This is a genomic window from Nocardioides acrostichi (genome assembly GCF_015319165.1).
GTDB lineage: Bacteria > Actinomycetota > Actinomycetes > Propionibacteriales > Nocardioidaceae > Nocardioides > Nocardioides acrostichi.
Genome location: NZ_JADIVZ010000001.1, coordinates 112,368 through 138,130 on the forward strand (window position 1 = coordinate 112,368; position 25,763 = coordinate 138,130).

The 25,763-nt window shown below is 71.2% G+C and carries 23 protein-coding genes; 15 read left to right on the forward strand and 8 right to left on the reverse strand.

All coding sequences use genetic code 11. From position 1 onward, the window contains the following. The first annotated feature begins 89 nt into the window (after positions 1-89). Both galK and guaB read left to right on the forward strand, forming a co-directional pair. Positions 90-1,190, forward strand: coding sequence for a galactokinase (gene galK, locus ISG29_RS00565; RefSeq protein WP_194501431.1), 1,101 nt, complete (start codon positions 90-92; stop codon positions 1,188-1,190). A gap of 26 nt (positions 1,191-1,216) precedes the next feature. Continuing rightward, positions 1,217-2,719, forward strand: coding sequence for an IMP dehydrogenase (gene guaB, locus ISG29_RS00570; protein WP_194501432.1), 1,503 nt, complete (start codon positions 1,217-1,219; stop codon positions 2,717-2,719). 21 nt (positions 2,720-2,740) lie between these two features. Here the strand turns inward: guaB and ISG29_RS00575 are convergent, their stop codons facing one another. Further along, on the reverse strand, positions 2,741-3,421 hold the full coding sequence (locus ISG29_RS00575) for a DNA alkylation repair protein (RefSeq protein ID WP_194501433.1): 681 nt from the start codon (positions 3,419-3,421) through the stop codon (positions 2,741-2,743). Between the two features lie 31 nt (positions 3,422-3,452). Here ISG29_RS00575 and ISG29_RS00580 point away from each other — a divergent pair, with 31 nt between their 5' ends. The 5 genes from ISG29_RS00580 to rnhA all read left to right on the forward strand — a co-directional run bounded on the left by ISG29_RS00580 (position 3,453) and on the right by rnhA (position 6,808). Continuing rightward, the gene (locus tag ISG29_RS00580) at positions 3,453-3,698 is read left to right on the forward strand and encodes a DUF3099 domain-containing protein (RefSeq protein ID WP_328827359.1); all 246 of its coding nucleotides are present in this window, start codon (positions 3,453-3,455) and stop codon (positions 3,696-3,698) included. A gap of 48 nt (positions 3,699-3,746) precedes the next feature. After that, the gene (locus ISG29_RS00585) at positions 3,747-4,853 is read left to right on the forward strand and encodes a GuaB3 family IMP dehydrogenase-related protein (protein ID WP_194501434.1); all 1,107 of its coding nucleotides are present in this window, start codon (positions 3,747-3,749) and stop codon (positions 4,851-4,853) included. Between the two features lie 199 nt (positions 4,854-5,052). Continuing rightward, the gene (locus ISG29_RS00590) at positions 5,053-5,493 is read left to right on the forward strand and encodes a hypothetical protein (protein ID WP_194501435.1); all 441 of its coding nucleotides are present in this window, start codon (positions 5,053-5,055) and stop codon (positions 5,491-5,493) included. A gap of 4 nt (positions 5,494-5,497) precedes the next feature. Then, positions 5,498-6,289: a carbon-nitrogen hydrolase family protein gene (locus tag ISG29_RS00595; protein ID WP_194501436.1), complete on the forward strand. Its 792-nt coding sequence runs from the start codon at positions 5,498-5,500 to the stop codon at positions 6,287-6,289. 36 nt (positions 6,290-6,325) lie between these two features. Then, on the forward strand, positions 6,326-6,808 hold the full coding sequence (gene rnhA / locus ISG29_RS00600) for a ribonuclease HI (RefSeq protein WP_328827365.1): 483 nt from the start codon (positions 6,326-6,328) through the stop codon (positions 6,806-6,808). On the opposite strand, the gene ISG29_RS00605 is transcribed toward rnhA, so the two are convergent. Next, positions 6,777-7,529 (reverse strand): phytanoyl-CoA dioxygenase family protein, encoded by a 753-nt coding sequence (locus ISG29_RS00605; protein WP_194501438.1) that lies wholly within the window; start codon positions 7,527-7,529, stop codon positions 6,777-6,779. The two genes, rnhA and ISG29_RS00605, sit on opposite strands and share 32 nt — an antisense overlap. A gap of 82 nt (positions 7,530-7,611) precedes the next feature. On the opposite strand from ISG29_RS00605, the gene ISG29_RS00610 reads away from it, so the two are divergent. Continuing rightward, positions 7,612-9,339, forward strand: a complete 1,728-nt coding sequence (locus ISG29_RS00610) for a glycerol-3-phosphate dehydrogenase/oxidase (protein WP_194501439.1) — start codon at positions 7,612-7,614, stop codon at positions 9,337-9,339. A gap of 131 nt (positions 9,340-9,470) precedes the next feature. Here ISG29_RS00610 and ISG29_RS00615 read toward each other — a convergent pair whose 3' ends face one another. Genes ISG29_RS00615 through ISG29_RS00635 form a run of 5 tightly spaced genes read right to left on the reverse strand, consistent with a single transcriptional unit; the run spans position 9,471 to position 12,424 of the window. Next, positions 9,471-9,965: a hypothetical protein gene (locus ISG29_RS00615; protein WP_194501440.1), complete on the reverse strand. Its 495-nt coding sequence runs from the start codon at positions 9,963-9,965 to the stop codon at positions 9,471-9,473. Between the two features lie 9 nt (positions 9,966-9,974). Further along, positions 9,975-10,208: a hypothetical protein gene (locus ISG29_RS00620; RefSeq protein ID WP_194501441.1), complete on the reverse strand. Its 234-nt coding sequence runs from the start codon at positions 10,206-10,208 to the stop codon at positions 9,975-9,977. Further along, positions 10,205-10,831, reverse strand: a complete 627-nt coding sequence (locus ISG29_RS00625) for a sigma-70 family RNA polymerase sigma factor (RefSeq protein ID WP_207792620.1) — start codon at positions 10,829-10,831, stop codon at positions 10,205-10,207. The genes ISG29_RS00620 and ISG29_RS00625 overlap by 4 nt, the downstream gene beginning before the upstream one ends. Positions 10,832-10,856: 25 nt before the next feature. Further along, positions 10,857-11,264 carry a hypothetical protein gene (locus ISG29_RS00630; RefSeq protein WP_194501443.1) on the reverse strand — a complete coding sequence of 136 codons (408 nt, stop codon included), beginning with the start codon at positions 11,262-11,264 and terminating at the stop codon, positions 10,857-10,859. After that, on the reverse strand, positions 11,261-12,424 hold the full coding sequence (locus ISG29_RS00635) for a molybdopterin-dependent oxidoreductase (RefSeq protein WP_328827372.1): 1,164 nt from the start codon (positions 12,422-12,424) through the stop codon (positions 11,261-11,263). The genes ISG29_RS00630 and ISG29_RS00635 overlap by 4 nt, the downstream gene beginning before the upstream one ends. Positions 12,425-12,555: 131 nt before the next feature. On the opposite strand from ISG29_RS00635, the gene ISG29_RS00640 reads away from it, so the two are divergent. The 7 genes from ISG29_RS00640 to ISG29_RS00670 all read left to right on the forward strand — a co-directional run bounded on the left by ISG29_RS00640 (position 12,556) and on the right by ISG29_RS00670 (position 24,179). Beyond that, on the forward strand, positions 12,556-13,719 hold the full coding sequence (locus ISG29_RS00640) for a phosphotransferase family protein (RefSeq protein ID WP_194501444.1): 1,164 nt from the start codon (positions 12,556-12,558) through the stop codon (positions 13,717-13,719). Then, the gene (locus ISG29_RS00645; RefSeq protein WP_194501445.1) at positions 13,716-14,855 is read left to right on the forward strand and encodes a hypothetical protein; all 1,140 of its coding nucleotides are present in this window, start codon (positions 13,716-13,718) and stop codon (positions 14,853-14,855) included. Before ISG29_RS00640 ends, ISG29_RS00645 begins: the two co-directional genes overlap by 4 nt. A 33-nt stretch (positions 14,856-14,888) precedes the next feature. Next, positions 14,889-16,340 (forward strand): aldehyde dehydrogenase, encoded by a 1,452-nt coding sequence (locus ISG29_RS00650; protein ID WP_194501446.1) that lies wholly within the window; start codon positions 14,889-14,891, stop codon positions 16,338-16,340. Positions 16,341-16,493: 153 nt separating this feature from the next. Further along, positions 16,494-18,110: a succinic semialdehyde dehydrogenase gene (locus ISG29_RS00655; RefSeq protein WP_194501447.1), complete on the forward strand. Its 1,617-nt coding sequence runs from the start codon at positions 16,494-16,496 to the stop codon at positions 18,108-18,110. Then, a complete protein-coding gene (locus tag ISG29_RS00660; RefSeq protein ID WP_194501448.1) occupies positions 18,110-19,834 on the forward strand; it encodes a GMC family oxidoreductase in 1,725 nt (574 codons plus the stop codon). Before ISG29_RS00655 ends, ISG29_RS00660 begins: the two co-directional genes overlap by 1 nt. Positions 19,835-20,239: 405 nt before the next feature. Further along, on the forward strand, positions 20,240-21,817 hold the full coding sequence (gene guaA / locus ISG29_RS00665; RefSeq protein WP_194501449.1) for a glutamine-hydrolyzing GMP synthase: 1,578 nt from the start codon (positions 20,240-20,242) through the stop codon (positions 21,815-21,817). A 391-nt stretch (positions 21,818-22,208) separates the two neighbouring features. Then, on the forward strand, positions 22,209-24,179 hold the full coding sequence (locus ISG29_RS00670; protein WP_194501450.1) for a metallopeptidase domain-containing protein: 1,971 nt from the start codon (positions 22,209-22,211) through the stop codon (positions 24,177-24,179). A 31-nt stretch (positions 24,180-24,210) separates the two neighbouring features. Here the strand turns inward: ISG29_RS00670 and ISG29_RS00675 are convergent, their stop codons facing one another. Beyond that, entirely contained in the window at positions 24,211-25,725 is a 1,515-nt protein-coding gene (locus ISG29_RS00675) for an SDR family NAD(P)-dependent oxidoreductase (protein ID WP_328827379.1), read from the reverse strand. Positions 25,726-25,763 lie beyond the last annotated feature (38 nt).

Consider the following 25,763-nt stretch of genomic DNA (forward strand, 5'->3'; position numbering starts at 1 on the left):
CTGGCGCTGCTCACGGCTTCACCCAGCGGCGGGACACCGGGCTCGCTGGCGCTCGCTGCCCGACCACCGGCGGCTCGTAGGGTGGACGCATGCGGTGGTCGGCGCCCGGACGGGTCAATCTGATCGGGGAGCACACCGACTACAACGGCGGGCTGGTGCTGCCGATCGCGATCCCTCAGCGCACCACGGTGACCGCCACGAGGCGCGACGACGACCTGATCATCGCGCGCTCGAGCCACGGCGATCCTGCCGAGGTCGAGCTGGCCGATGTCGGCCCCGGCTCGCCCTCGGGCTGGACGGCGTACGTCGCCGGCGTGCTGTGGGCGCTGCGCCGCGACGGGCTCGCCGCGGGCGGGCTGGAGGTGTCGGTCGACAGTGACGTGCCCGTGGGCGCAGGGCTGTCGAGTTCGGCCGCGCTCGAGTGCGCCGTGGCGCTGGCGGCCGACGACCTCTTCGACCTCGGGCTGGGTGACTCCGACGAGGGCCGTGCACGCCTGGCGGCGGCCTGCGTGCGGGCCGAGAACGAAGTGGCGCAGGCGCCGACCGGGGGCATGGACCAGGCGGCGTCCCTGCGCTGCCGCGAGGGCCACGCGTTGCTGCTCGACTGCCGCAGCGGTGCCACCGAGGACGTCCCGTTCGCCCTGGGCGCCCACGGACTCACCCTGCTCGTGGTCGACACCCGGGTGCAGCACGCCCTGGGCGACGGCCAGTACGGCTCGCGACGAGCCGCCTGCGAACGCGCCGTCGAGACGCTCGGGCTCGACTCGCTGCGTGACCTCGAACCCGCCGACCTCGCCGCCGTCGAGGTCAGGCTCGACGAGGAGACCTTCCGTCGGGTCCGTCATGTCGTCACCGAGACCGACCGGGTGCGCCGCTGCGCCGAGCGGCTGCGCGACGAGGACTTCGCTGCCGTGGGTGATCTCTTCGTGGCGTCGCACGCGAGCATGCGCGACGACTACGAGATCAGCTGCGACGAACTCGACGTCGTCGTCGAAGCCGCGGTCGAGCGCGGGGCGCTGGGAGCGCGCATGACCGGCGGCGGCTTCGGTGGCTCGGCGATCGTGCTGGTCGGCGCCGACCACGCGGACGGCGTCCGCGAGGCCGTCGAGCGCGGGTTCGCCGAGCGCGGGTGGGGCGCGCCTGGTGTCTTCGAGGTCACGGCGTCGGCACCGGCCCGGAACGAACCCTGAGCCGGCTCAGCCTCTAGACTCGCTGCGTGGAGCTACCGGAGAAGTTCGCGGCCCTCGGCCTCACCTACGACGACGTCCTGCTGCTGCCCGGTCACTCCGACCTGGCGCCGTCCGACATCGACACCACCGCGCGGCTGACCCGCGAGATCTCGCTCGAGGTGCCGCTGTGCTCGGCCGCGATGGACACCGTCACCGAGTCGCGCATGGCCATCGCGATGGCCCGCCAGGGCGGCATCGGCGTGTTGCACCGCAACCTCTCGATCGCCGACCAGGCCTACCAGGTCGACCTGGTCAAGCGCACCCAGACCGGCATCATCTCCAACCCCGTGACGATCGGTCCCGACGCGACCCTGGAGGAGCTCGACCGCATCTGCGGCGAGTACCGCGTCTCGGGTCTGCCCGTCGTCGACACCGACAATCACCTCATCGGCATCATCACCAACCGCGACCTGCGCTTCACCCCCGTCGCGGAGTGGGCCACCACCAAGGTCGACGAGATGATGACGCCGATGCCGCTGATCACCGGCCGCGCCGGCATCACCCGCGAGGAGGCCACCGCGCTGCTGCGCAAGCACAAGCGCGAGCGGCTGCCGCTGGTCGACGACGACGGTCGCCTGGCCGGGCTCATCACCGTGAAGGACTTCGTCAAGGGCGAGCAGTTCCCCAAGGCGTCCTACGACTCCGACGGCCGACTCCTCGTCGGCGCCGCGATCGGCTACTTCGGCGACGCGTGGGAGCGCGCCACCACCCTCATCGAGGCCGGCGTCGACGTGCTCGTCGCCGACACCGCTCACGGCAACGTGCGCATGCTCCTCGACATGGTGGCGCGCCTGAAGGGCGACCCCGCCACGCGGCACGTGCAGGTCATCGGCGGCAACGTCGCCACCCGGGAGGGCGCGCAGGCGTTCGTCGACGCCGGTGCGGACGCCGTCAAGGTCGGCGTCGGGCCCGGCTCGATCTGCACCACGCGCGTGGTCACCGGGGTCGGCGTGCCGCAGGTCACCGCCGTCTACGAGGCCTCGCTCGCCACCAAGCCAGCGGGCGTGCCGTTGATCGCCGACGGCGGGATGAAGCACTCCGGTGAGATCGCCAAGGCGCTGGTGGCGGGGGCCGACACCGTCATGCTGGGCTCCCTGCTCGCCGGCTGCGAGGAGAGTCCGGGCGACCTGGTGTTCGTCAACGGCAAGCAGTACAAGTCCTACCGCGGCATGGGCTCGCTGGGCGCGATGAGCAGCCGGGGCAAGAAGTCCTACTCCAAGGACCGCTACTTCCAGGCCGAGGTCACCAGCGACGACCAGATCGTGCCCGAGGGCATCGAGGGCCAGGTCGCCTACCGTGGTCCGCTGGCCGCCGTGGCCCACCAGCTCATCGGCGGGCTCAACCAGTCGATGTTCTACGTGGGCGCGCGCACCGTGTCCGAGCTCCAGGAGAAGGGCCGGTTCGTGCGCATCACCCAGGCCTCGCTGAGCGAGAGCCACCCGCACGGTGTGCAGATGACCGTCGAGGCGCCCAACTACTCCGGTCGCTGACGTCGGGGCTCGGCCCACGGGTCAGCCGAGGCGTGTGAGCGCCTCGCGCCGCGACAGCCCCGAGAGCCTGCCGGCGTGGGCGTCGACGAAGGCGCGCACCCAGTCGGGATCGGTGCCGGAGAGGTCACGCAGGGCCCAGCCGATGGCCTTGCGCAGCCAGAACGTGGTGTCGTCGAGGTTGGCCTCGAGCGCATGCCCGAGCAGGTCGAGATCGATGCGCTCTCGGCGTCCGACCTGGCAGATCACGGCCGTACGCCGCACCCAGGGATCGTCGTCGCGGGCCCATGCCAGCAGGATGGGCGTGACCTCGGCCGGGTCGGCGTCCAGCGCATCGCGGACGACGTGCGTGGCGATGTCGTCGACGACGTCCCACCAGGCGCCGGTGGTGATCAGGTGGCGGGCCAGCGGCAGGCAGTCGGCATCGCGCCACGGCCGAGCCGCTCGCACCTTCGCCACGGCGAGGGCGGCGTACCACTCCTCGCGGTGGGTGGCGGCGTCCCACAGGTCGCGGACGTCGCCCTCCCACTGCCCACGTGACTGCGGCCGGTAGGCCCTCAGCACGGGTCGCAGCGCGGTGGTGAGTTCAGGGGAGGTGAGGCCGCGATAGGGCATCGCGGACTTCATGTAGGCCCGCTGCTTGGCCGCCCGCTCGCGGTCACCGGCGCCGTCGAGCAACGACCGGACATCGTCCGCGATCGTCATGGGGTGAGCATGCCCGACGTAGGTTCGAGAGGTGGAGCGACGACGCTACGAGGACGTCCCGGTGATCACCCGAGCGCGGGCCGGTCTGCGCGCCACGCAGCGGGTGCGGATGCGCCGCTACGCCTGGGTGATGGGCACCTGCCTCACCCTGTGGCTCCTGGCCATCTTCGTGGTGCGTCTCTACTCCATCCCGGCCGCGGTGGTGATGTGCGCCGTGGCCTGCGTGCTGCCGCCGATCGCCGCCGTCGTCGCGAACGCCGGGTCCAGCGGCGGCTGAGCCCGGCGCGCGTCCGCAGTGTCTGCGGTGCGTGACACACTGAGCGCCGTGACCGAGATCCAGATCGGCCAGGCCAAGCGCGCCCGGCGTGCCTACTCCTTCGACGACATCGCCATCGTGCCCTCACGGCGCACCCGCGACCCCGAGGAGGTCAGCACGCACTGGCAGATCGACGCCTACCGCTTCGACCTACCGGTCATCGCCGCGCCGATGGACTCCGTCATGTCTCCGGCCACGGCCATCGCCCTGGGGCGACACGGGGGTCTGGGCGTGCTGAACCTCGAGGGTCTGTGGACCCGCTACGAGGATCCCGAGCCGCTGCTCGAGGAGGTGGCCGGGCTCCAGGGCACCGAGGCGACGGCCAAGATGCAGGAGATCTACACCGAGCCGATCAAGCCGGCGCTCATCACCGAGCGGCTGCGCGAGATCCGCGACTCCGGTGTGACCGTGGCGGGCTCGCTGAGCCCTCAGCGCACCAAGGAGTTCGCCAAGACGGTCGTCGACGCCGGCGTCGACATGTTCGTCATCCGCGGTACCACCGTGTCGGCCGAGCACGTGAGCAGCCAGGCCGAGCCGCTGAACCTCAAGGAGTTCATCTACGAGCTCGACGTGCCGGTCATCGTCGGGGGTTGCGCGACCCACCAGGCCGCCCTGCACCTCATGCGCACCGGTGCGGCCGGTGTCCTCGTCGGTTTCGGCGGGGGAGCGGCGCACACCACCCGCACCGTGCTCGGTGTCGCGGTGCCGATGGCCTCCGCGGTGGCCGACGTCGCCGCGGCCCGCCGCGACTATCTCGACGAGTCCGGTGGTCGCTACGTGCACGTCATCGCCGACGGGTCGATCGGCACGTCCGGCGACATCGCCAAGGCCATCGCCTGCGGCGCGGACGCCGTCATGGTCGGCTCACCCTTCGCCCGCGCCAGCGATGCGCCGGGCCGGGGCTTCCACTGGGGCACCGAGGCGCACCACGCCGACCTGCCTCGCGGCCAGCGTGTGCAGTTCGAGTCTGTCGGCACGATGGAGGAGATCCTCTTCGGTCCCTCCCGCGTGGCCGACGGCACCATGAACCTCATCGGTGCGCTGCGGCGGTCGATGGCCACCACCGGCTACACCGACTGCAAGGAGTTCCAGCGCGTCGAGATCGTCGGGGCCTAGGAAGCGTCGACGGGCCACGACTCAGGGCACCGACGATCCCGGTCGGGCCGGGGGCCGGCGAGAAGTTGCCGCCGGGTCGTGATCCGGCCAGACGCGTCCGGCCAGACGCGTCCGGCCAGACGCGTCCGGCCAGACGCGTCCGGCCAGCTGAGTACCGAGACTCACGACCTCGCGGGTCGAGGAGGGTCAGAGTCGACCCGTGAACACGACCCCCTCCGCATCCGTGTCATCCTCCCGGTCGAGCCGGGTCTGGCAGACCCTGCTCGCGGTCCCGCAGGTCATCGCCGTCCTGGTCGCGATCCCGGCGGTGCCGCTCGGCGCCTACCTCTGCTGGGACGACGCGCAGACGCACAGCGACGAGTGGGACGGCTTCGGCCTCTTCCTCGGTCTGGCCCTCGGTGGCTCCACGGGGCTGCTGGCCCTGCTCGCCGTCGTGACGCTCTGGCTGCTGGCGCGTGGTCGGTCCCGCGGGGCCGCGGCCGTCGTGGCGTGCGAGGGATCGGCGATCGTGGCCCTGGTGCTCTGGGCGGCCGCCGGCGTCGGTCGCGACGTCCTGCTGGTCGGCGTGGTGGCGGCGACCCTGCTGCTCGGTCCCGCTGCCGCACTGCTGGCCGAGCCGCGGCGCCCGCTGGCATCCTGACGTCATGACGTTACGGGTCGCGGTCGGCCAGGCCGAGCCCGCGGTGGCCGACATCGCCACCAACGTGGGTCTCGCGGCAGACCTCACGGCGCGGGCCGGGGCGCAGGGAGCGCGCTTGCTCGTGCTGCCCGAGGCATTCCTCACCGGGTACCACCCCGACGCCTTCGACGCGGTTGTGGCCGGCGGTTCGCCGACTCACAGAGACCTCGATGGCCCACTCCTCGCGCCCCTGCGCGAGGCGTGCGCCGACAGCGGCTGCACCGTGCTCGTGAGCACGCCACTGGTCACGGACGACGGCCGCCTGCGGTTGGCGATGGTGCGCGTCGACCCCGAGGGCCGGGGCGCGGCGGTGTACGCCAAGCAGCACGTCGACCGCTCCGAGCGGGCGTGGTTCTCACCCGGCGACCCGGCCCCCGTCGTCCTCGCGATTCAGGGCGTGCGGGTGGGTCTCGCGATCTGCTACGACACGCGATTTCCTGAGCACGCCGCGGCGGCCGCACGAGCGGGTGCCGAGGTGTATGCCGTGTCGGCGGCCTACCTGGAGGGATCGACTCGCGGGCGCGAGGTGTCGCTGCCCGCCCGCGCCCTGGATCACGGCATGTACGTCGTAGCCGCGGCGGCCCTGGGCCCGACCGGCACGGTGGGCGCCACGGGTGGCTCGTGTGTGCTCGACCCGGAGGGGCGGGAGCTGGCGACCCTCGGCGCGGAGCCCGGTATCGCCGTGGCGGAGGTCGACCTCGACGCGCTCGCCGAGGTGAGGTCGCGCCAGACCATGCACGCCGACCGCATGCTCTGACCCGGCACCGGCCACAATGGGCCCACCATGGAATCCGTGAGCGAGCCCGCCGAGCAGTCCGAGGCTTCTGAGGTCGTCGTCATCCACACCGACGGAGCGTGTGTGCCGAACCCCGGTCCGGGCGGTTGGGGCGCCGTGCTGCGAGCGGGTTCGCGCGAGCTCGAGCTGTGCGGCGGCGAGGCCGGCACCACCACGAACAACCGGATGGAGCTCACCGCCCCGATCAAGGCACTCGAGGCGCTCACCCGGCCCGTGACCGTGGAGCTGTACACCGACAGCACCTACGTGCGTTCCGGCATCACGTCGTGGATGCACTCGTGGAAGAGGAACGGCTGGCGCACCTCGGCCAAGCAGCCGGTGAAGAACGTCGACCTCTGGCAGGAGCTCGACGCCGCCTGCCAGCGCCACGAGGTGCACTGGCACTGGGTCAAGGGTCACGCGGGCGACGAGTACAACGAGCGCGCCGACCGGCTCGCCGCCCGCGGACTCACCGAGGCCGTGGAGGCCGCCCGCGACTGACGTCGACGGCACCGGGCACCCACGGCAGGGCCTGCTGCGACATCAGTCGCGGCTCGCGGCCCCGATGCCAGGGATTCGCGGAGTGCACCAGCAGCGGATGTGCCAACCAGACGTCGCCGGCACGGCCGGTGACCGCCATCTCGGTGCGGCCGGTCGAGGCCGGGACGACGTCGGCACACACGTCGGCCCAGGGACGGCCGGCCTCCCCGGCATCGCGCAGGAACGGTGCGACGTCGTGGTGCGAGCCGAGCCGCACGAGGGTCGGTGCGTCGTCCTCCCCGACCTCGGAGAAGAGGTGCAGCAACAGGAGTGCGCGAGTGGGGGAGGCCAGCGAGCAGCGCATCACGCCGGACTCGTCGACCCAGCCGCCCTCGATGTGCCATCCGGCGTCCGGCTGCGGGTCACGGTGTGGGAACCGCACCGGGATCGTGCCCAGTCCGTACAACCGCTGCCATCTTCCGGGCCCCACCAGCCGGTCGTAGGCGGCGACCAGCGCGGGCGTGTGGCCGGCCTCAGCGAAGGCCGGCGTGGCGAGCCCGGCGATGCGCACCATCGGCTCGGTCCACGTCGCAGGAGCCCCGCGGACCTGCCCCGACTCCTCCTCCACCGCGCGCCACAGGTCGTCCGCGCAGGCGACGGCCAGTGCCGGGGGCAGCGCGCCCCGGATCACGACGACCCCGTCGCGCTCGAAGTCGAGGTCGGCATCGGTGCGGTCGTCCACGGTGTCGAACCTCCCTTCTGGGGAGGCGAGCGTCAAGCCGGTCGAAACCCGCGCGCAACGCGAGGTCTGGGAGAGTGGACGCATGAGTCGGCCCGGCGTCTTGAACCCCGAAGCCCGCGACACCGCCCTGGCGGCGATGGCGGGGGTGAGTGGTGAGCACGAGCTCGACGTGCTGGTCGTCGGCGGAGGAGTCACCGGCGCCGGCACGGCCCTGGACGCCGTCACGCGCGGTCTCTCGGTCGGCCTGCTGGAGCAGCGCGACCTGGCCAGCGGCACCTCGAGCCGTAGCAGCAAGCTGATCCACGGCGGCCTGCGGTATCTCGAGATGCTCGACTTCGGTCTGGTGCGCGAGGCGTTGCAGGAGCGCGGCCTGCTGCTCACCCGGCTCGCCCCCCACCTGGTGCGGCCCGTGCCCTTCCTCTACCCGCTGACGCACAAGGGCTGGGAGCGGCCCTATGTCGGTGCCGGGCTGATGCTGTACGACGCCATGGCCAAGGCCGGCAAGTACGAGATGGGCGTGCCCATGCACCGGCACCTGCTGAGGCGCCAGGTGGCCCGCATCGCCCCCGACTTCAAGGCCGACGACCTCGCGGGCGCCATCCGCTACTACGACTGCCAGGTCGACGACGCCCGACTGGTCACGGCCATCGCGCGCACGGCCGCGCGGCACGGCGCCCACGTCGCCACCCGCGTGAAGGTCACGGGGTTCCTGCGCGAGGGGGAGCGCGTGGTGGGCGTGACCGCGCGCGACCTGGAGCACGGTCGAGACATCGAGGTGCGTGCCCGGGTCGTCGTGAACGCCGCCGGGGTCTGGACCGACGAGATCCAGGCCATGGTCGGGGGGCGGGGTGCTCTGCACGTGCAGGCCTCCAAGGGCGTGCACATCGTGGTGCCCCGCGACCGGATCCGCTCCGAAGCGGGATTCATCGTGCGCACGTCAGTGTCGGTGCTGTTCGTCATCCCGTGGGGCCGGCACTGGATCATCGGCACCACCGACACCGCCTGGGATCTCGACAAGGCGCACCCCGCGGCGAGCCGCGCCGACATCGACTACATCCTCGAGCACGTCAACGCGATCCTGCGCGAACCGCTCGACCACACCGACGTCGAGGGCGTGTACGCCGGTCTGCGCCCGCTGCTCTCGGGCGAGTCCGAGCCCACGAGCAAGATCTCCCGCGAGCACACGGTGGTCACCCCCGTGCCCGGTCTGGTGATGATCGCGGGCGGCAAGTACACGACGTACCGGGTGATGGCGCGCGACGCCATCGATGCCGCGGCGCACTCCCTGGAGACCACCGGCACCGGCATGGTGCGGCCCTCGATCACCGACCGGGTGCCGCTGGCCGGTGCCGAGGGCTACGAGACCCGGGTCAACCAACGGGTGCTGCTTGCGCGGCGCGCCGGTCTGCACGTCGCTCGTGTCGACCACCTGCTGGGTCGCTACGGCGGACTCGTCGACGACCTGCTCGACCTCATCGCCTCTCGCCGTCAGCTCGGGCTCCCGCTCGAGGGTGCCGAGGACTATCTCGCGGCCGAGGTCGTCTACGCGGTCACCCACGAGGGCGCCCGGCACCTCGACGACGTGCTCGCCCGCCGCACCCGCATCTCCATCGAGACATTCGACCGTGGCGTCGCCGCCGCCCCGGCGGCCGCCGCACTGATGGCCGCCGAACTCGGCTGGAGCGAGGAGCGCACGGCCGAGGAGGTCGACCACTACCTGCGCCGGGTCGAGGCCGAGCGGCAGAGCCAGGCCAAGCTCACCGACCAGGAGGCCGACGAGGCCAGGGTCAGCGTGCCCGACATCGTCTGACGAGCCCGGTGGTTGAGCCGGGCGAGGCGCCAGCCGAGTCCCGGGTCGAAACCGGGTGAGGTGGGAAGCGGCGTTGCTTGTCGCTCACCGGGTCTCGACGACGCTCGCTGGCGCTCGCTGCTCGACCACCGCTACTTCGGGGGCGCAGCGGTCAGCCGCTCGCGCAGGTACGACGTCGCACCGTCGCGCTCCAGCGCCCGCTCGGAGCGAGAGATGGGGCCCTCGCCCGGCAGCACGTGCAGCACCATGAGGCCCAGGGAGATGACGGCGCCGAGCAGGTAGAGCGACAGCCCGCCCTCGCTGACGACGAAGGCCAGGGCCAGCGCGACGATCGCCACGGCGTCGCACAGCGCGATGCGCAGCATCATCGCGGCCTGGAATCGTTGCCCGGACTCCCGACCGGCCCGGGTCGGGTCGGTGCCGGGGGCGATCGGAGGCAGCCGGTAGCCGAGCGCACCCACGAGTGCGGCCACGGCCACGCCGAGCACCACGATGCCCAGGAGCCAGGCGGTGGGAGCGATCGTGCTCTCGCCGTCCGCCGGGGCGAGGACGAAGAACATCGCGACGCCGATCACGACCAGCGAGCTCATCATGGTCATCGACAGCATCCGCAAGGTCTGAAGCATGCCTCGAGCCTAGGGGGAGCATCCGGCGCCGATGTCGCGAACGGCGACCAGCAACCCCTCGAAGTCGCGGCGGCAGGCGCCGCACTCGCGCAGGTGCACGTGCGCGCCGGGTAGGTGTGCCTCCGGATCCTCGCCCGCCAGCACCAGGTCGACGTAGAGGTCGATGAGCTCCAGGGCATGCGAGCAGTCGGTGTCGGCGGGGTCGGTGCGCAGGATCGCCAGGATCCGCTCCCGTGCGGTCATCGGGTCACCTCTCCTTCACTCACGAGCCCCTCCGCGAGCAGGTGCTTGCGCAGTTTCGCGCGGACGTCGTACTCGGCCTTGTAGAGCGCGTTGCGGGTGCTGCCGAGCTCGAGCGCGAGCACGTCGATCGGCACCCCGCTGACGAAGAGCGCCTCGAACACGTGCCGCTGGCGGGGCGTCAGCTCCGTGGCGACCACGCGTCGGATCGCCTCGACGAGGATCCGCGCCTCGGCGACCTGCTCGGGCGCGGTCGAGATGCGTGCGGGCATCTGCTCCCACGCCTCGGGATCGAGGGCGGCACCGTCGCGCCGCCAGCGGTGCCGGGCGATCTTCTGGCCCACCTCGAGGATCGCGAACCGGCACGCCCACGTGGTGAACCGGCTGCGCCCCTCGAAGTCCGGCAGTCGACGCAGCACGGAGACGCAGGCGTCGTCTGCCGCCTGCTCGGCCACGTCGTCGAGCTCTCGGCCGTACAGGCCGTTCGTGCCCGCGCGCCGCGCCGCCTCGGCCGCCGTCACCCGGCGCAGCAGGGCGAGCAACCGCGCCACGGTGGCGTCGTGCTCGGGGGAGCCGGGGGTGAGCCCCCCGACCCACGCGGCGGACTCGGGGTCGGGGTCTGGCACACGCGGCAGCGTAGTGCGGCACGCGTCAGCTCCGTCGTGCACGCACGCGGTCGAGCAGCACCAGCGCGGCGCTCACGACCACCACGAGGGCCACGATCACCAGCCACCCGGTCACGTAGTCGCGCGGCAGCAGCGTCGGATTGTCGGGCTTGGCTCCGGGCCGGTCGAAGAGCGGCAGCGCCTGGGTCGCCGTCGTGCCGATGACGATCGCCGCTGCCGCCACGCGGGCGCGCACCGACGACGGTACGACGCGCAGCGCCAGGGCTGCGACCACGATGGAGAGCGGCGCCACGACCCCGTCGTGCAGCAGCACACCGCCGGCCAGCCACTCGACCGCGGCGACGATGTTGCTCCAGCCGGTGCCGAGCAGCAGCCAGGCTCCGTAGGCGAGCCCCGCCAGGCCCACCGCGCCGAGCGAGAGACGCGTGATCATGCGATCACCTCCAGCCGGTGCACCCATTTCGTCTGGAGCACGCCGGGTCGGTTCGGGGCGATGAGGCGGCACGGGAAGCCGTGGTCGAGGTCGAGATCCTCGCCGTCGACCTGGAGGGCCAGCAGCGTGTCGGGGTCGTCGCTGAAGCTGCCCTGGAGCGTGGTGCGTGCGAACGCGCCACGAGTCTGCAGGCTCTGCACCGAGATGTCGGACGACGCGGGCGCGTCGACGAGGTCGAGCAGGTCGCGCACCGGCACGCCGGTCCAGGTCGCCGAGGCACTCCATCCCTCCACGCACGCGATGGGCAGGGTGCGGGTCTGCTGCGGCAGCGCCGCGAGGTCGTCTCGGGAGAGCTCGACCGTGCGGTCGCCGTGCGCGATCGTGAGGCGGAAGGCGGGATCCTGGGCGGCGTCCGTCGCCCCGGCGGCCTCGGCGGAGCGGTTGACGGGCAGGCCCTGCGGGCCTTTCCCGTTGCGCACCGCCAGCAGCGAGATCCGGCGAAGCGGAGTGACGGTGGCGCCGGCCGTGGCGAGCACGGCCACCCCGGTGGCGACCCACGTGGTGCGTAGCAGGCCGCGGCGGGTGAGCCCGGCGGACGTCGCCTGGGTGCCGGGGCGGTTGAGCGCGTCGTCCTCGACATCGGAGCCGAGCGCCTGGCGGATCACGGGCAGCTTGACCGCCACGTGCAGCGCGAGGGCGCCGATCGCGAGCCAGGCCACGGCGTAGTGCGTGGGGCGGAAGCTGAACCCCCACGGGTACCACTGGGCGCTGTTCGACAGCCCGCTGGCGAGCTGGAAGATCGCGGCCGCGACGAGCACCGCGATCGAGCCTCGTTCCAGCACGGTGAGCACGCCCTCGCGTGAGAACGGCTTGGGCATGGCTTGGAACAGCTTCGGGAAGACGGTCCACAGCTTGACCAGCAGCAGCGGTACGCACGCGGTGCCGGAGACCAGGTGCAGGCCCTGGGTGAGCCGGTAGCCCCACGAGGGCGCCGTCGGGTAGGGGATCCACCATGTCTGCGCCTGCGCCCAGTGGCTCACCAGGCCGGTGAGGAAGGCGATGGTGAACGCGATGCCGAGCCAGCGCCCGATCCGCGCCGAGACGGCCGGGGTGCGCAGGCGGGAGGTGAACGAGCTCTCGCGGGGGATGGGCAGGGCCACCGTCACTCCTCGCTTCGTCGGGTGGGGGTCACGACGTTTTGGTGCCGGGATCGAGTCGAGTCTTACCTCACAGCTGGTGGGCAATGCCGGATCCGTTGACAAATTAGAACGTGTTCCACCACTGTGCTGCCATGGTGACCAGCGCCACACCCGGCACGCCGGACAAGTCCCCGCCCCCGGCCGACCTGGTGATGCAGCGCTCCAGCCGCGACGCCGCCGAGGTGGGTCGGCTGCTCACCGCCTGGCTGGCGAACGAACTGCCGGCGGGTGCGGATCCGTCGGTCGACGTGCTCGCCGGCGTCGACGCCAACGGCATGAGCAGCGAGACGCTGGTCTTCGACGCCACCTGGACGACGGATGCCGGCCGATTCACGCACCCGTTCGTCGCCCGGGTCGAGCCGGCCGCCGCCGACGTGCCGGTCTTCCCGCGCTACGACCTCGACGCGCAGTACGACGCGATCCGGCTGGTGGGCGAGCTCTCCGACGTGCCCGTGCCCGGCGTCGGGCTGCGCGAACAGACCGGGTCGGTGCTCGGCACCCCGTTCTTCCTGATGGACCGCGTCGAAGGCCAGGTGCCCCCCGACGTGCTGCCCTACAACTTCGGCGACAACTGGTTCTTCGACCTCGGAGCCGAGGGTCACCAGGCCGTGCAGGACGCCACGGTCGACGTGCTCGCGCGACTGCACGCCATCGCGGATCCGACCGAGCGCTTCGGATTCCTCGACCCGGTGCTGCACGGGTTCGAGGGCCGCACCCCGCTCGCCCGGCTGCTGGCCGAGCGTCGGGACTGGTACGAGTTCGCGAAGGCCGACCTCGGGCCGTCCCCGCTGATCGAACGATCGCTGGCCTGGCTCGAGGCGAACCTGCCCGACACCGACGAGGCCGTGCTCAGCTGGGGCGACTCCCGCATCGGCAACATGATGTGGCGCGGCACGGAGCCGGTGGCCGTCCTCGACTGGGAGATGGCCTCCCTCGGGCCTCGTGAGCTCGACGTCGCGTGGACGATCTACTGCCACCAGGTCTTCGAGTCCATCGCCACCTCGATGGGCCTGCCCGGCATGCCCGACTTCATGCGCGAAGCCGATGTCAAGGTCGCCTACGCCGCGCGCACCGGCGTCCAGCTCGGGGATCTCGCCTGGTACCACGTGCTGCACGGAGTGTCGTGGTGCACCGTCTTCATGCGCACCGGGCAGCGTCAGGTGCGCTTCGGCGAGATCGAGCAACCCGACGACATCGAGCAGCTCTTCCACTGTCGTGCGCTGGTCGAGCAGACCCTCGACGAGGTGGGCGCATGATCACCGGACTCGACGAGTACCCGATCCACCAGCTGCCGCAGCCGCTGATGCTGCCGGGCTCGAGCGATCGCAACTTCTACGATCGCAGCTACTTCAACGGCTTCGATCGGTCCGGCGCGGTGTTCTTCATCAGCGGCATCGGGTACTACCCCAACCTCGGCACCAAGGACGCCTACTTCATGGTGCACCGGGTCGGGGCCGATGGTGACATCGCGGGCGGGACCAATACCGCCGTCCACCTCGGCGAGGCCATCGACCACGATCGGATGAACCAGCGCGTGGGTGGCTTCTCGCTGGAGATCCTCGAGCCGCTCCAGAAGCTGCGCTTGGTCATCGACGACGTCGAGGGCATCAGCGCCGATCTCACCTGGAACGGCCTCTTCCCGGTAGCCCAGGAGGAGCACCACCTGATGCTCTCGGCCAAGGTGCGACCCATCATCGACGCCCAGCGGTTCGCCCAGGTCGGCTCCTGGACCGGCGCCTTGGCCATCGACGGCGACGAGTACGACGTCCGCCCCGACGAGTGGATGGGCAGTCGCGACCGGTCGTGGGGCATCCGGCCGGTGGGGGAGTCCGAGCCCCCGGGCAAGCCTGCCGACCCGCCCTTCGACGGCATGTGGTGGCTCTACTGTCCAGTGGCCTTCGACGAGTTCTTCATGGTGTTCATCGTGCAGGAGGAGCCCGACGGCTTCCGCACCCTCAATGACGTCACCCGCATCTGGCGCGACGGCCGGGTCGAGCAGATGGGCTGGCCGCGCATCGCGATCGACTACCGCTCCGGCACCCGGCTGCCCACGGGCGGCGTCATCACCTGCGCCACGCCCGAGGGCGCCGAGGTGCGCGTCGACATCGAGGCCGTGATGAACACCGCCACGCACATCGGTGCCGGCTACGGCGGCGACTCCGGCTGGACTCACGGTGTGTGGAGGGGCGAGGGCTTCGTCGAGCGGATCACCCACGACCTGGCCGACCCCGAGGTGGCCGGCCGGCTGCCGTTCGGGCTCATCGACTCGACCGGCCGGTTCACCTGGCACGAAGGCGGTTCCGCCCGCACCGGCTGGGGTCTCTTCGAGCACGGCGTGCTGGGTCAGCACCGCCCCAGCGGCTTCACCGACTGGTTCGTCCACGCGCCCTGATCCACCTCACCCACACCCACGAGGACTCCCACCGTGACCTTGGACCGCAACTCCTTCTTCATCGACGGCGACTGGCGGGAACCGACCACCGGCGACCTGCTGGAGGTGATCTCGCCGCACTCCGAGCAGGTCGTCGCCACCGTGCCGGCCGGCAGCCCCGCCGACATCGACGCTGCTGTCGAGGCGGCCCGCCGGGCGTTCGACCAGGGTCCGTGGCCGCGCATGACGCCGGCCGAGCGGATCGCGGTGATCGAGGCGTTCTCCGGTCTCTACGCCGCCAACCTCGCGGAGATGGCCGAGCTGATCACCGTCGAGATGGGCTCGCCGACCTCCTTCAGCAACCTCGCCCAGTCGCCCGCGCCGTGGATGCAGATCGAGGCCTTCCTCGCCATCGCCCGCGACTTCTCGTGGGAGGGCACGCGCCCGGGCGCGCTCGGCGCCGACATCATCGTGCGCCACGAGCCGGTCGGTGTGGTCGCGGCCATCCCGCCGTGGAACGTGCCTCAGTTCACCGTGATGTCGAAGGTGATCCCGGCACTCCTCGCCGGCTGCACGGTGGTGGTCAAGCCGGCGCCGGAGAGCCCGCTCGACACCTATCTGATGGCCGAGCTGTTCGCCGAGGCCGGTGTGCCCGCCGGCGTCGTCAACTTCGTCGCGGGCGGCCGCGAGACCGGCGAGCACCTGGTGCGCCACCCCGGCATCGACAAGGTCGCCTTCACCGGATCGACGGCCGCCGGCCGCCGGATCGGCGCCATCTGCGGTGAGCAACTCAAGCGGTGCAGCCTCGAGCTGGGCGGCAAGTCGGCCGCGATCATCCTCGACGACGCCGACCTCGCGACCACCGTCGAGGGCCTGAAGTTCACCTCGGTGATGAACTCCGGCCAGGCGTGTGTGGCGCAGACCCGCGTGCTCGCGCCGCGCAGTCGCTACGACGAGGTCGTCGCCGCGCTCGCCGAGGGCATCGGCTCCATGCTGGTCGGCGACCCGGCCGACCCCGCCACCGAGATCGGGCCCATGGTGGCCCGCCGCCAGCAGGAGCGGGTGCGCGGCTACATCGAGATCGGGCAGTCCGAGGGCGCCCGCCTCGTGACCGGGGGTGTCGGCATGCCCGACGGCCTCGACCACGGCTGGTACGTGCGTCCCACGGTCTTCGCCGATGTCGACAACCGCATGCGCATCGCGCAGGAGGAGATCTTCGGGCCCGTCGTCTCCGTCATCGCCTACGACGCCCCCGCCGACGCCGTGCGCATCGCCAACGACTCCGAGTACGGCCCGGCCGGCACGGTCTGGACGGCCGACCTCGAGGCCGGCCTCGACGTCGCCCGCGGCGTGCGCACCGGCACCTACGGCGTGAACACCTACACGATGGACTTCGCCGGCCCGTTCGGCGGCTTCAAGGCATCGGGTGTCGGTCGCGAGTTCGGCCCCGAGGGGCTCAGCCAGTACACCGAGCTCAAGTCGATCTACCTGCCGCTGCCGCAGTGACGTCGCCTGCGGGGTGGGCGGTGCGTCAACCCTGCGCGAGGCCGATGGGGTTGCCCGCTCACCGCTCAGCGCGCAACGGACCGTGATCCACGGCGCCCTTGTTGACAAATAAGGTCATTGTGTCAAATCCGGCCGGGGCTTAGAGTCTTACTCATGAGTACGACTCCTGGTTCCGGTGGCCCGCTCGTCGACGGTCCGGCCGATCCCGAGCACGACCCGGCCGCCGTCTACGCCCTCGAGCCCGACGACGTCGCCGCGCTCACGGCGCGTCTCGTGTCGACCACGGGCCAGACCGCCCAGGTGAACACGCCGCTCACAGGCGCGCCGTTGGCGCACATCCCGCAGTCGAGCGGCCACGACGTGGCCGAGGCGTTCGCCCGCGCCCGTCGTGCACAGCGCGCGTGGTCGCGCACGAGCCTGGAGCACCGGGCCGCCATCATGCTGCGACTGCACGACCTCATCCTCGAGCGGCAGGGCGAGATTCTCGACCTGATCGTGTGGGAGTCCGGCAAGGCTCGCAAGCACGCCTTCGACGAGCCACTGCACGTGGCACTCACCGCCCGCTACTACGCCCGCACCGCGCACCAGCACCTCGACGCGCGGCGCGTGCGCGGCGTCGTCCCGGCGCTGACCCGGGTCGAGGTCAACCGGGTGCCCAAGGGCGTCGTCGGCATCATCTCGCCGTGGAACTACCCGTTCACCATGGCGCTGTGCGACGGCCTGCCGGCGCTCATGGCCGGCAACGCCGTGGTCGCCAAGCCCGACGCGCAGACCATGCTCTCGGCCCTCTACGGCGCTCAACTGCTCGAGGAGGCCGGATTCCCGCGCGAACTCTGGCAGGTCGTCGCCGGTCCCGGCTCCCAGATCGGCCCGGAGGTCGTCGACCGCGCCGACTACATCTGCTTCACCGGCTCCACGGCCACCGGCAAGCGCGTCGCCGCGGGCTGCGCCGAGCGCCTCATCGGCTGCTCGCTCGAACTCGGTGGCAAGAACCCGCTGCTCGTGCTGCGCGACGCCGACGTCGAGCGGGCCGCCGAGGGCGCGGTTCGGGCGTCGTTCTCCAACGCCGGCCAACTGTGCGTCTCGACCGAGCGGCTGTTCGTGGCCGACCAGGTCTACGACCGGTTCGTGGAGCGCTTCGTGGCGCGCACCCAGGCGATGTCGCTGGGGGCGACGCTGGAGTGGGGCACCGACATGGGCTCGCTCATCTCGGCCGACCAGCTCGCGACCGTCGAGCGGCACGTCGACGACGCCGTCGCGCAGGGCGCACGGGTGCTCGCCGGCGGCAGGCACCGCCCCGACCTCGGCCCGTTCTTCTACGAGCCGACCATCCTCGAGGGCGTCACGCCGGGCATGACCTGCTTCGGTGAGGAGACCTTCGGTCCGGTCGTCTCCCTCTACCGCTTCCACGACGAGGCGGACGCCGTCGCGCGCGCCAACGAGGGTGAGTACGGCCTCAACGGCTCGATCTACAGCCGCGACGTGAAGCGCGCCCGCGGGCTCGCGGCCGAGATCAAGTGCGGCACCGTCAACATCAACGAGGCCTTCGGCGCCACCTTCGCCAGCGTCGAGTCGCCGATGGGCGGCATGCGCGAGTCCGGCATGGGGCGCCGCCAGGGCGCCGAGGGCATCCACCGCTACACCGAGGCCCAGTCGGTGGGCGACCAGCGCCTGCTGCGATTCGCCCCGATGCTCGGCATGAGCGACGAGCAGTACGCCCGGATGATGACCGCGAACCTGAAGCTGATGAAGAAGTTGAGGAGGGCCTGATGCCCGGAACCCACGCCGCCGCGGACTACGACGTCCTCGTCATCGGATCCGGCTTCGGTGGGTCCGTCAGCGCGCTGCGACTGACCGAGAAGGGCTACCGGGTCGGTGTCATCGAGGCCGGAGCCCGGTTCGAGGACTCCGACTTCTCCTCGGGCACCACCGACGTCAAGCGCTACCTCTGGGCGCCGTGGCTCGGCTGCTACGGGATCCAGCGCGTCGACGCCGTGCGCGACACCATGATCGTGGCCGGCGCCGGTGTGGGCGGTGGCTCGCTGGTGTACGCCAACACCCTCTACGAGCCGCTCGCGCCGTTCTACCGCGACCCGCAGTGGAGCCACATCACCGACTGGAAGTCCGAGCTGGCGCCGTACTACGACCAGGCCAAGCGCATGCTCGGCGTGGTCGAGAACCCGGTGCGCACCCCGGCCGACGACGTGATGGAGAAGGTCGCCGGCGACATGGGCGTGGCCGAGACCTTCCACCCCACGCCCGTGGGCGTGTTCTTCGGCGGCCCGGAGGCGAACCCCGACGAGGTGGTCGCCGACCCGTTCTTCGGCGGTGAGGGGCCCGACCGCAACCCGTGCCGCAACTGTGGCGAGTGCATGTCGGGCTGTCGCCACAACGCGAAGAACACCCTGGTCAAGAACTACCTCTATCTCGCCGAGAAGAACGGCGCGAAGGTCATGCCGATGACCACCGTCACCCGGGTGAAGCCCCGCAAGGGCGGCGGCTACGAGGTGCACGTGAAGTGGACCGGGTCGCGCCCGTGGGCGAAGGCTTCGCGCGTGCTCACCGCCGACCAGGTCGTGTTCGCCGCGGCCTCGTTGGGCACCCAGAAGCTGCTGCACCGCATGAAGGACGAGGGGCACCTGCCTGGTCTCAGTGACCGGCTCGGGTATCTCTCGCGCACCAACTCCGAGTCGATCCTGGGTGCCATCGCGCCGTCGTCCGACACCACGGACTACACCTTCGGCACCGCGATCACCTCCAGCTTCCACCCCGACGACGACACCCACATCGAGCCGTGCCGCTACGGCAAGGGCTTCAACACGATGGCGCTCATGCAGACGGTGCTCACCGACGGGGACGGCGACCAGCCGCGGTGGCGGGAATGGTTGCGGGAGTGCTGGAAGCAGCGCGGCAACCTGCGCGAGCTCTACGACCTCAAGCACTGGTCGGAGCGCACCGTGATCGCGCTGGTGATGCAGAGCCTCGACAACTCCATCACCACCTACGGCAAGAGGGGGCCCTTCGGCACCTGGCGCATGACGTCACGCCAGGGCCACGGTGCGCCGAACCCGACCTGGATTCCGGTCGCCAACGAGGCCGTGCGTCGGATCGCCGACGTACTCGGCGGCACCGCGGGCGGCAACATCGGCGAGCCGTTCAACATGCCGCTCACCGCGCACTTCATCGGGGGCTGCGCGATCGGGGAGTCCATCGAGACCGGTGTCATCGACCCTTACCAGCGCGTCTACGGCTACCCCGGCCTGCACGTGGCCGACGGCTCGGCCATCACGGCCAACCTGGGCGTCAACCCGTCGCTGACGATCACCGCCCAGGCCGAGCGCGCCATGGCGTTCTGGCCCAACAAGGGCGAGGCCGACCCGCGCCCGGGGCTGGACGCCGAGTACCAGCGCCTCGAGCCCGTGGCGCCGCGTTCACCGGCGGTGCCGGACGCCGCCCCGGGGGCGTTGCGGCTGCCCATCGTGGGCGTCTCCTGACGCCTTCCTGCAGGCTCCGCAGCGGTGTCTCGTCGGCTGGTCTGGTCCGGTGAGACACCGCTGAGAACTTTTTTGGGATCGGCCGTAACCGACCTGTGGAGCCGTCGTTGTGAAGTGTGATCCGGCACTCATGCTCCCTCCCGAAATCGCCGGATCGTGTCCAGGCGGAATCGACTGGACGACCAGGGCCCAGCCACCCTCCCTCCCCGGCCGGGCCCTGGTCCGCTTTTCGGATGTTCCCGCTTCGGGCATGTAACGCGGTGTTGCGCATGCAACGCGGTGTTCGGGTGACTGGACACCCCGCACAGCGCCGCACCAGTCCGGGTAACACCGCGTTACATGCGAGCCTCAGGTCTGGCATCGTCTGCCTGCCGGGTGCCGGAGAGGCGCCGATAGGCTGCGGCCATGAGCGATGCGCTTGCGAGCACCCCCGATCACGACCTGGTGCTGGTGGTCGACTTCGGTGCCCAGTACGCCCAGCTGATCGCCCGGCGGGTGCGCGAGGCGAAGGTGTACTCCGAGATCGTGCCGCACCACCTGCCGGTGGCCGAGATGCTGGCCAAGCGGCCGGCCGCCATCGTGCTCTCGGGCGGTCCGTCGTCGGTGTACGCCGAGGGCGCTCCGGGCATCGACGAGGCCATCTTCGAGGCCGGGGTGCCCGTGTTCGGCATGTGCTACGGATTCCAGCTCATGGCCAAGGGCCTGGGCGGGGAGGTGGCCGCGACCGGTGCGCGCGAGTACGGCCGCACGCCGGTGTCGGTGACCAGTGGCGGGACGCTGCTGGCGGGCGTGCCCGAGCAGCACAAGGTCTGGATGAGCCACGGCGACTCGGTGACGGGCGCCCCGGCCGGCTTCGACGTCCTCGCCTCGACGACGGTGACCCCGGTCGCGGCGTTCGAGTCGGTGGCGAAGCGCATGGCGGGCGTGCAGTGGCACCCCGAGGTCATGCACACCGAGCACGGGCAGGCCGTGCTCGAACACTTCCTGCTCGAGATCGCCGGGTGCCGACCCACGTGGACGATGGTCAACATCGTCGAGGAGCAGGTCGAGCGCATCCGCGAGCAGGTCGGCGACGCCCGCGTCATCTCTGCGCTCTCGGGCGGCGTCGACTCGGCGGTCTCGACCGCGCTCGTGCAGCGCGCCATCGGCGACCAGCTCACGGCCGTCTTCGTCGATCACGGCCTGCTGCGCCAGGGCGAGGCCGAGCAGGTCGAGCGCGACTACGTCGCGGCGACCGGCGTCAACCTCAAGGTCGTCGACGCCGCCGACCAGTTCCTCGGCTTCCTCGAGGACGTCACCGACCCCGAGACCAAGCGCAAGATCATCGGCCGCGAGTTCATCCGCACCTTCGAGGCCGCCGAGCGCGAAGTGCTCGCCACGCCGGGCGCGCCGGTGAAGTTCCTGGTGCAGGGCACGCTCTACCCCGACGTCGTGGAGTCCGGCGGGGGAGCGGGCGCCTCGAACATCAAGAGCCACCACAACGTCGGCGGTCTGCCCGAGGACCTGGAGTTCTCGCTCATCGAGCCGCTGCGCACGCTGTTCAAGGACGAAGTGCGCGAGGTCGGCCGCCAGCTCGGCATCCCCGAGGCCATCGTGGGCCGCCACCCGTTCCCCGGCCCCGGCCTGGCGATCCGGATCATCGGCGCGGTCAGCAAGGAGCGTCTCGACATCCTGCGCGCGGCCGATGCCATCGTGCGCGAGGAGACCACGGCCGCCGGCATGGACGCCGAGATCTGGCAGTTCCCGGTCGTGCTGCTCGCCGACGTCCGCTCGGTCGGAGTGCAGGGAGACGGTCGCACCTACGGTCACCCGATCGTGCTGCGCCCGGTCACCTCCGAGGACGCCATGACCGCCGACTGGGCCCGGCTGCCCTACGAGCTGCTCGAGCGCATCTCGACCCGGATCACCAACGAGGTGCCCGAGGTCAACCGCGTCACCGTCGACATCACCTCCAAGCCCCCCGGCACCATCGAGTGGGAGTGAGCCGCCTCGCGGCGGCGGGATGCGCGGGAGACCGATCGCCTGATAGGCCATTCCCAGGCTCGGACGTCGCCAGCGTGTGCCTGCTGGAGCGGACGCGAATTGCACTGCAGCGTCGAGGGATAGCAGGAGATCCTCGTCCACCGGATGCGCCGAACGAGGCGCGAGACGGCCGTGGCTCAGGTCGAGGCGGTCGCTGCGGCCGTGGTCCTCGACTCCCTCGGCCTCGAGGTCATCTCGCCGTAGGAACGTCTACCAGGGCGTCTCGTCGTCGGCCTCCAGGAAGTAGCCGTACCGGTCTTCGCCGGCCCCGCCGCGAACTCACGGTCCACCGACCGGGCAACACCTTGCTCGCGGCAACCGAGGGGAGTAGAGACGGGCTCAGGAGGCTCTCTTGAACTCATCTCGGACTCGAGCCGTCGGCATCATCGGCGCGATCGCCCTGGCGGTGGGCGCCCTCGCGATGTCACCGGTCACCGCGGCGGCCGTCTCACCGACCCGGTCCGACTCGGGCTCGGTCAGCTATCTCGACCCCGGTCTGGTCGGTACGGCGACGCACGTGGTGCGTGGCCGGCTCGACATCGCGACCCGGGACACTGCCTCAGGCGCCGGGAGGGTGGTGTACGGCATCGAGCGCGGCCCTGGGCACTACCGCACTCTCCGCTTCGATGCGGCCGTACCCGCGGTGACCGCGGGCACCCCTGTGCGGGCGGAGGTCACGGACGACGGCACCGTGGCGCGGGCGACCTTCTCGCCGTCGGTTCGTGAGAGCGCGGCGCCGCGTACCGTACCCACGTCACCACAGACCCCGGGGCCGCAGCACCTCTACATCGCCGAAGTGACCAACGTCGGCACGTACGACTACGGCGACGCCGAGATAGCCACCCGTGTCGACCGCACGCTCGCCCGCTGGGTGACCGAGTCCGACGGCATGATCACCTCCTTCGACCGGGTCGGCGCCATCGAGCACTATGCGACCCAGGTCGACTGCTCGAACGGCAGCGCCCTCTACAACGAGGCGGCCGGCCAGTTCCCCGACGTGTCCTTCGCGCACAGCGGGCCCAACCATCTGCTCGTCGTCGTACCGGCGGGCGTCGGGTGTGAGTACGCCTTGGGCAGCAACGGATCGCCCGATGCGCCCTTCGGCGGCGGCCGCGCCACCGTGGCGGCGTCCTCGTCGTTCAGCCAGGCCCTGATGCACGAGCTGGGGCACAACTTCAGCCTGGCCCATGCGGGTCGCGAGGTGTGCGACCCCACGTGCTCGGTGTCGACCTACGCCGACCACTACAACTTCATGGGCTCCTCGTTCCCCGACGACTGGGGCATCATCGCGCTCAGCTCCGTTCAGCGGCGCCAGCTCGGCATCACCCAGCACTGCGAGGTGCCCGAGCTCGACCTGCCCGAAGGGCAGGGCACCTCGACGCGCACCTACGATCTCCTGGGTCGGGGCACAGACTCCGGCACCCGCGGCGTGCTCGTGACGGATCCTTCGACCGGCGACGTCTACGGACTCGACTGGCGCAACCGTCTCGGCCGCGACGACCATGCGATCTACGGCACCTATGGCGCATCGAACGACAAATCCGGGCTGGTGGTCGAGCGCTACCAAACCGACCGCAGGCTGATCCTGCAGACGTACGCGCCCCGCGACCCGAGCGACGACTACGACACGTCTCGCCTCGCGGGTGAGAGCGCCGTACGCGGCGGCATGAGCGTGCACGTCGACCGCTACGTGGGTGCGGCCGACCCGGCAGTGTCCGGGTCGCTACCCCCGGCCGTGCAGGTGACCGTCACGCTGACCGATCCCGGCGTCGACACAGCGCCGGCCCTCCCGGCGCAGCAGGGGACGGCCGAGGTCGTCGGCGACGTGGTATCGGGGGCGACGGTGAGGGCCCGGGCGGCCGACTGGACCTCCGGCTCCTGCTACACCTACCAGTGGAACGTCGACGGTCGGCCCGTCGACGGCGCGATCTCGCCGACCTTCGCGATCCCGGACGACTGGCAGGGCCGCGACCTCTCCGTCACCATCACCGGGCAGCAGTCCGCCCGCGCGACACGCACCAGCACCTCGACGCCGGTCACGGTGGGCCGCCAGGCCTTCACCACCTCGCCGCGCCCGGTGATCCGGGGTGTCAAGCGGGTCGGCAAGGTGCTCCGGGCCCGTCACCGCACCTGGGAGCCGACGCCGACGACGTTCCGCTACCGATGGTCAGCGAACGGTCGGCGCCTCCAGGGTCGCACCGCGTCGACGTTGCGCCTGGGGCGGACGTTGAAGGGCAAACGGATCACGGTGAGGGTGATCGCGCTGCGCGACGGCTACCAGACGACGCGTCGTGTCTCGAAGCCGACCTCGCGCATCCGCTGACCCAGGCGGTGATCCACGCGCCGCACGTCACCTACCAGGGTGCCTTCTCGTAGTCCTTGAGGAAGCAGCCGTACAGGTCTTCGCCGGCCTCGCCGCGCACGATGGGGTCGTAGACGCGGGCGGCGCCGTCGACGAGGTCGAGCGGGGCGTGCCAGCCCTCGGCGGCGATGCGCAGCTTCTCTTGATGGGGCCGCTCGTCGGTGATCCAGCCGGTGTCGACCGAGGTCATCAGGATCTGGTCGGTCTCGAACATCTCGGTGGCCGAGGTGCGGGTCATCATGTTGAGCGAGGCCTTGGCCATGTTGGTGTGGGGGTGGCCGGCGCCCTTGTAGCGGCGTCCGCCGAACTGACCCTCCATGGCACTGACGTTGACGACATACGCCCGGCGCGCGCCCGCGCTCACCGCGGCTCGCATGGCCGGCCGTAGGCGGGAGATGAGCAGGAACGGCGCGATGGCGTTGCAGAACTGCACCTCGAGCAGCTCGAGCGGGTCGACCTGGTCGATGACCTGGGTCCAGGAGTTGGTGGTCTGGAGGTCGGGCAGCAGCCCGCCCGCGTCGACGGCGGTGCCGTCGAGGTGGGCCTCCAGCGAGGCGCTACCGGCCTTGAGCGCCAGCGCGGTGAGCGTGGCCGCGTTGTGCGCAGCGAGCGCGTGGTCGGCCGTCTCGCCCTCGTGATGGGCCACGGAGTGCTCGCGCAGAGCGCCGGTGATCGCAGCGGGGTGCGCCTCGGAGATGCGGTCGAAGGTGACCATCTCGGGGCTGAGGTCGAGCTGGGGGAGGGGAGCGGACTCCAGCTCGACCAGCTGCGCGTAGGCGCCCGGCGAGCGGCGCACGGTCTGGCAGGCGTTGTTGACGAGGATGTCGAGCGGGCCGTCGGCGGTGACGTCGTCGGTGAGCGCCACGACCTGGGTGGGGTCGCGCAGGTCGATGCCGACGACCTTGAGCCGGTGCAGCCAGTCGGCGGAGTCCTCCATGGCTGCGAACCGGCGGACGGCGTCCTTCGGGAATCGGGTGGTGATGGTGGTGTGGGCGCCGTCGCGCAGCAGCCGCAGCGCGATGTACATGCCGATCTTGGCGCGGCCGCCGGTGAGCAGGGCTCGACGTCCGGTGAGGTCGGTGCGCTGGTCGCGCTTGGCGTGCGAGAACGCTGCGCAGGTGGGGCAGAGGCCGTGGTAGAAGGCGTCGACGAGGGTGTAGTCCTGCTTGCAGATGTAGCAGCCTCGCGCCGTGATCAGCTCGCCGGCGAAGGCTCCCGTGGCCGTCGAGACGAGCGGCAGGCCCGCGGTCTCGTCGTCGATGCGCAGCGCCGAGCCGGTCGCCGTCCGTTCGATGACGGCGCGATCGGCCGCGGCACGCTCCTGACGCAGGGCCGCACGGCGGGTCTTCTTGATGAGCTTCCACATGTGCCCGGTGGCGTGCTTGACGGTGCGGACATCCGCGTGCTCGGGGTCGAGCCGGTGCAGCTCGCCCAACACCTTCAAGGTGGTGGCGAGCTCGTCGGGGTCGACTCGCTCGAGGTACGGCTCGCCGTCGGGTGTGGGCACGCCGAGACTCTAGGAGATTGTTCGAGCCTTGGTAGGAA

Coding starts and splice junctions, on each gene's coding strand:
- ISG29_RS00660 (WP_194501448.1), top strand. CDS start 18,110: ATGCCCGGAACCCACGCCGCCGCGGACTACGACGTCCTCGTCATCGGA.
- guaA (WP_194501449.1), top strand. CDS start 20,240: ATGAGCGATGCGCTTGCGAGCACCCCCGATCACGACCTGGTGCTGGTG.
- ISG29_RS00620 (WP_194501441.1), bottom strand. CDS start 10,208: ATGACCGCACGGGAGCGGATCCTGGCGATCCTGCGCACCGACCCCGCC.
- ISG29_RS00645 (WP_194501445.1), top strand. CDS start 13,716: ATGATCACCGGACTCGACGAGTACCCGATCCACCAGCTGCCGCAGCCG.
- ISG29_RS00595 (WP_194501436.1), top strand. CDS start 5,498: ATGACGTTACGGGTCGCGGTCGGCCAGGCCGAGCCCGCGGTGGCCGAC.
- galK (WP_194501431.1), top strand. CDS start 90: ATGCGGTGGTCGGCGCCCGGACGGGTCAATCTGATCGGGGAGCACACC.
- ISG29_RS00640 (WP_194501444.1), top strand. CDS start 12,556: ATGGTGACCAGCGCCACACCCGGCACGCCGGACAAGTCCCCGCCCCCG.
- ISG29_RS00630 (WP_194501443.1), bottom strand. CDS start 11,264: ATGATCACGCGTCTCTCGCTCGGCGCGGTGGGCCTGGCGGGGCTCGCC.
- ISG29_RS00615 (WP_194501440.1), bottom strand. CDS start 9,965: ATGCTTCAGACCTTGCGGATGCTGTCGATGACCATGATGAGCTCGCTG.
- ISG29_RS00610 (WP_194501439.1), top strand. CDS start 7,612: ATGAGTCGGCCCGGCGTCTTGAACCCCGAAGCCCGCGACACCGCCCTG.
- ISG29_RS00575 (WP_194501433.1), bottom strand. CDS start 3,421: ATGACGATCGCGGACGATGTCCGGTCGTTGCTCGACGGCGCCGGTGAC.
- ISG29_RS00655 (WP_194501447.1), top strand. CDS start 16,494: ATGAGTACGACTCCTGGTTCCGGTGGCCCGCTCGTCGACGGTCCGGCC.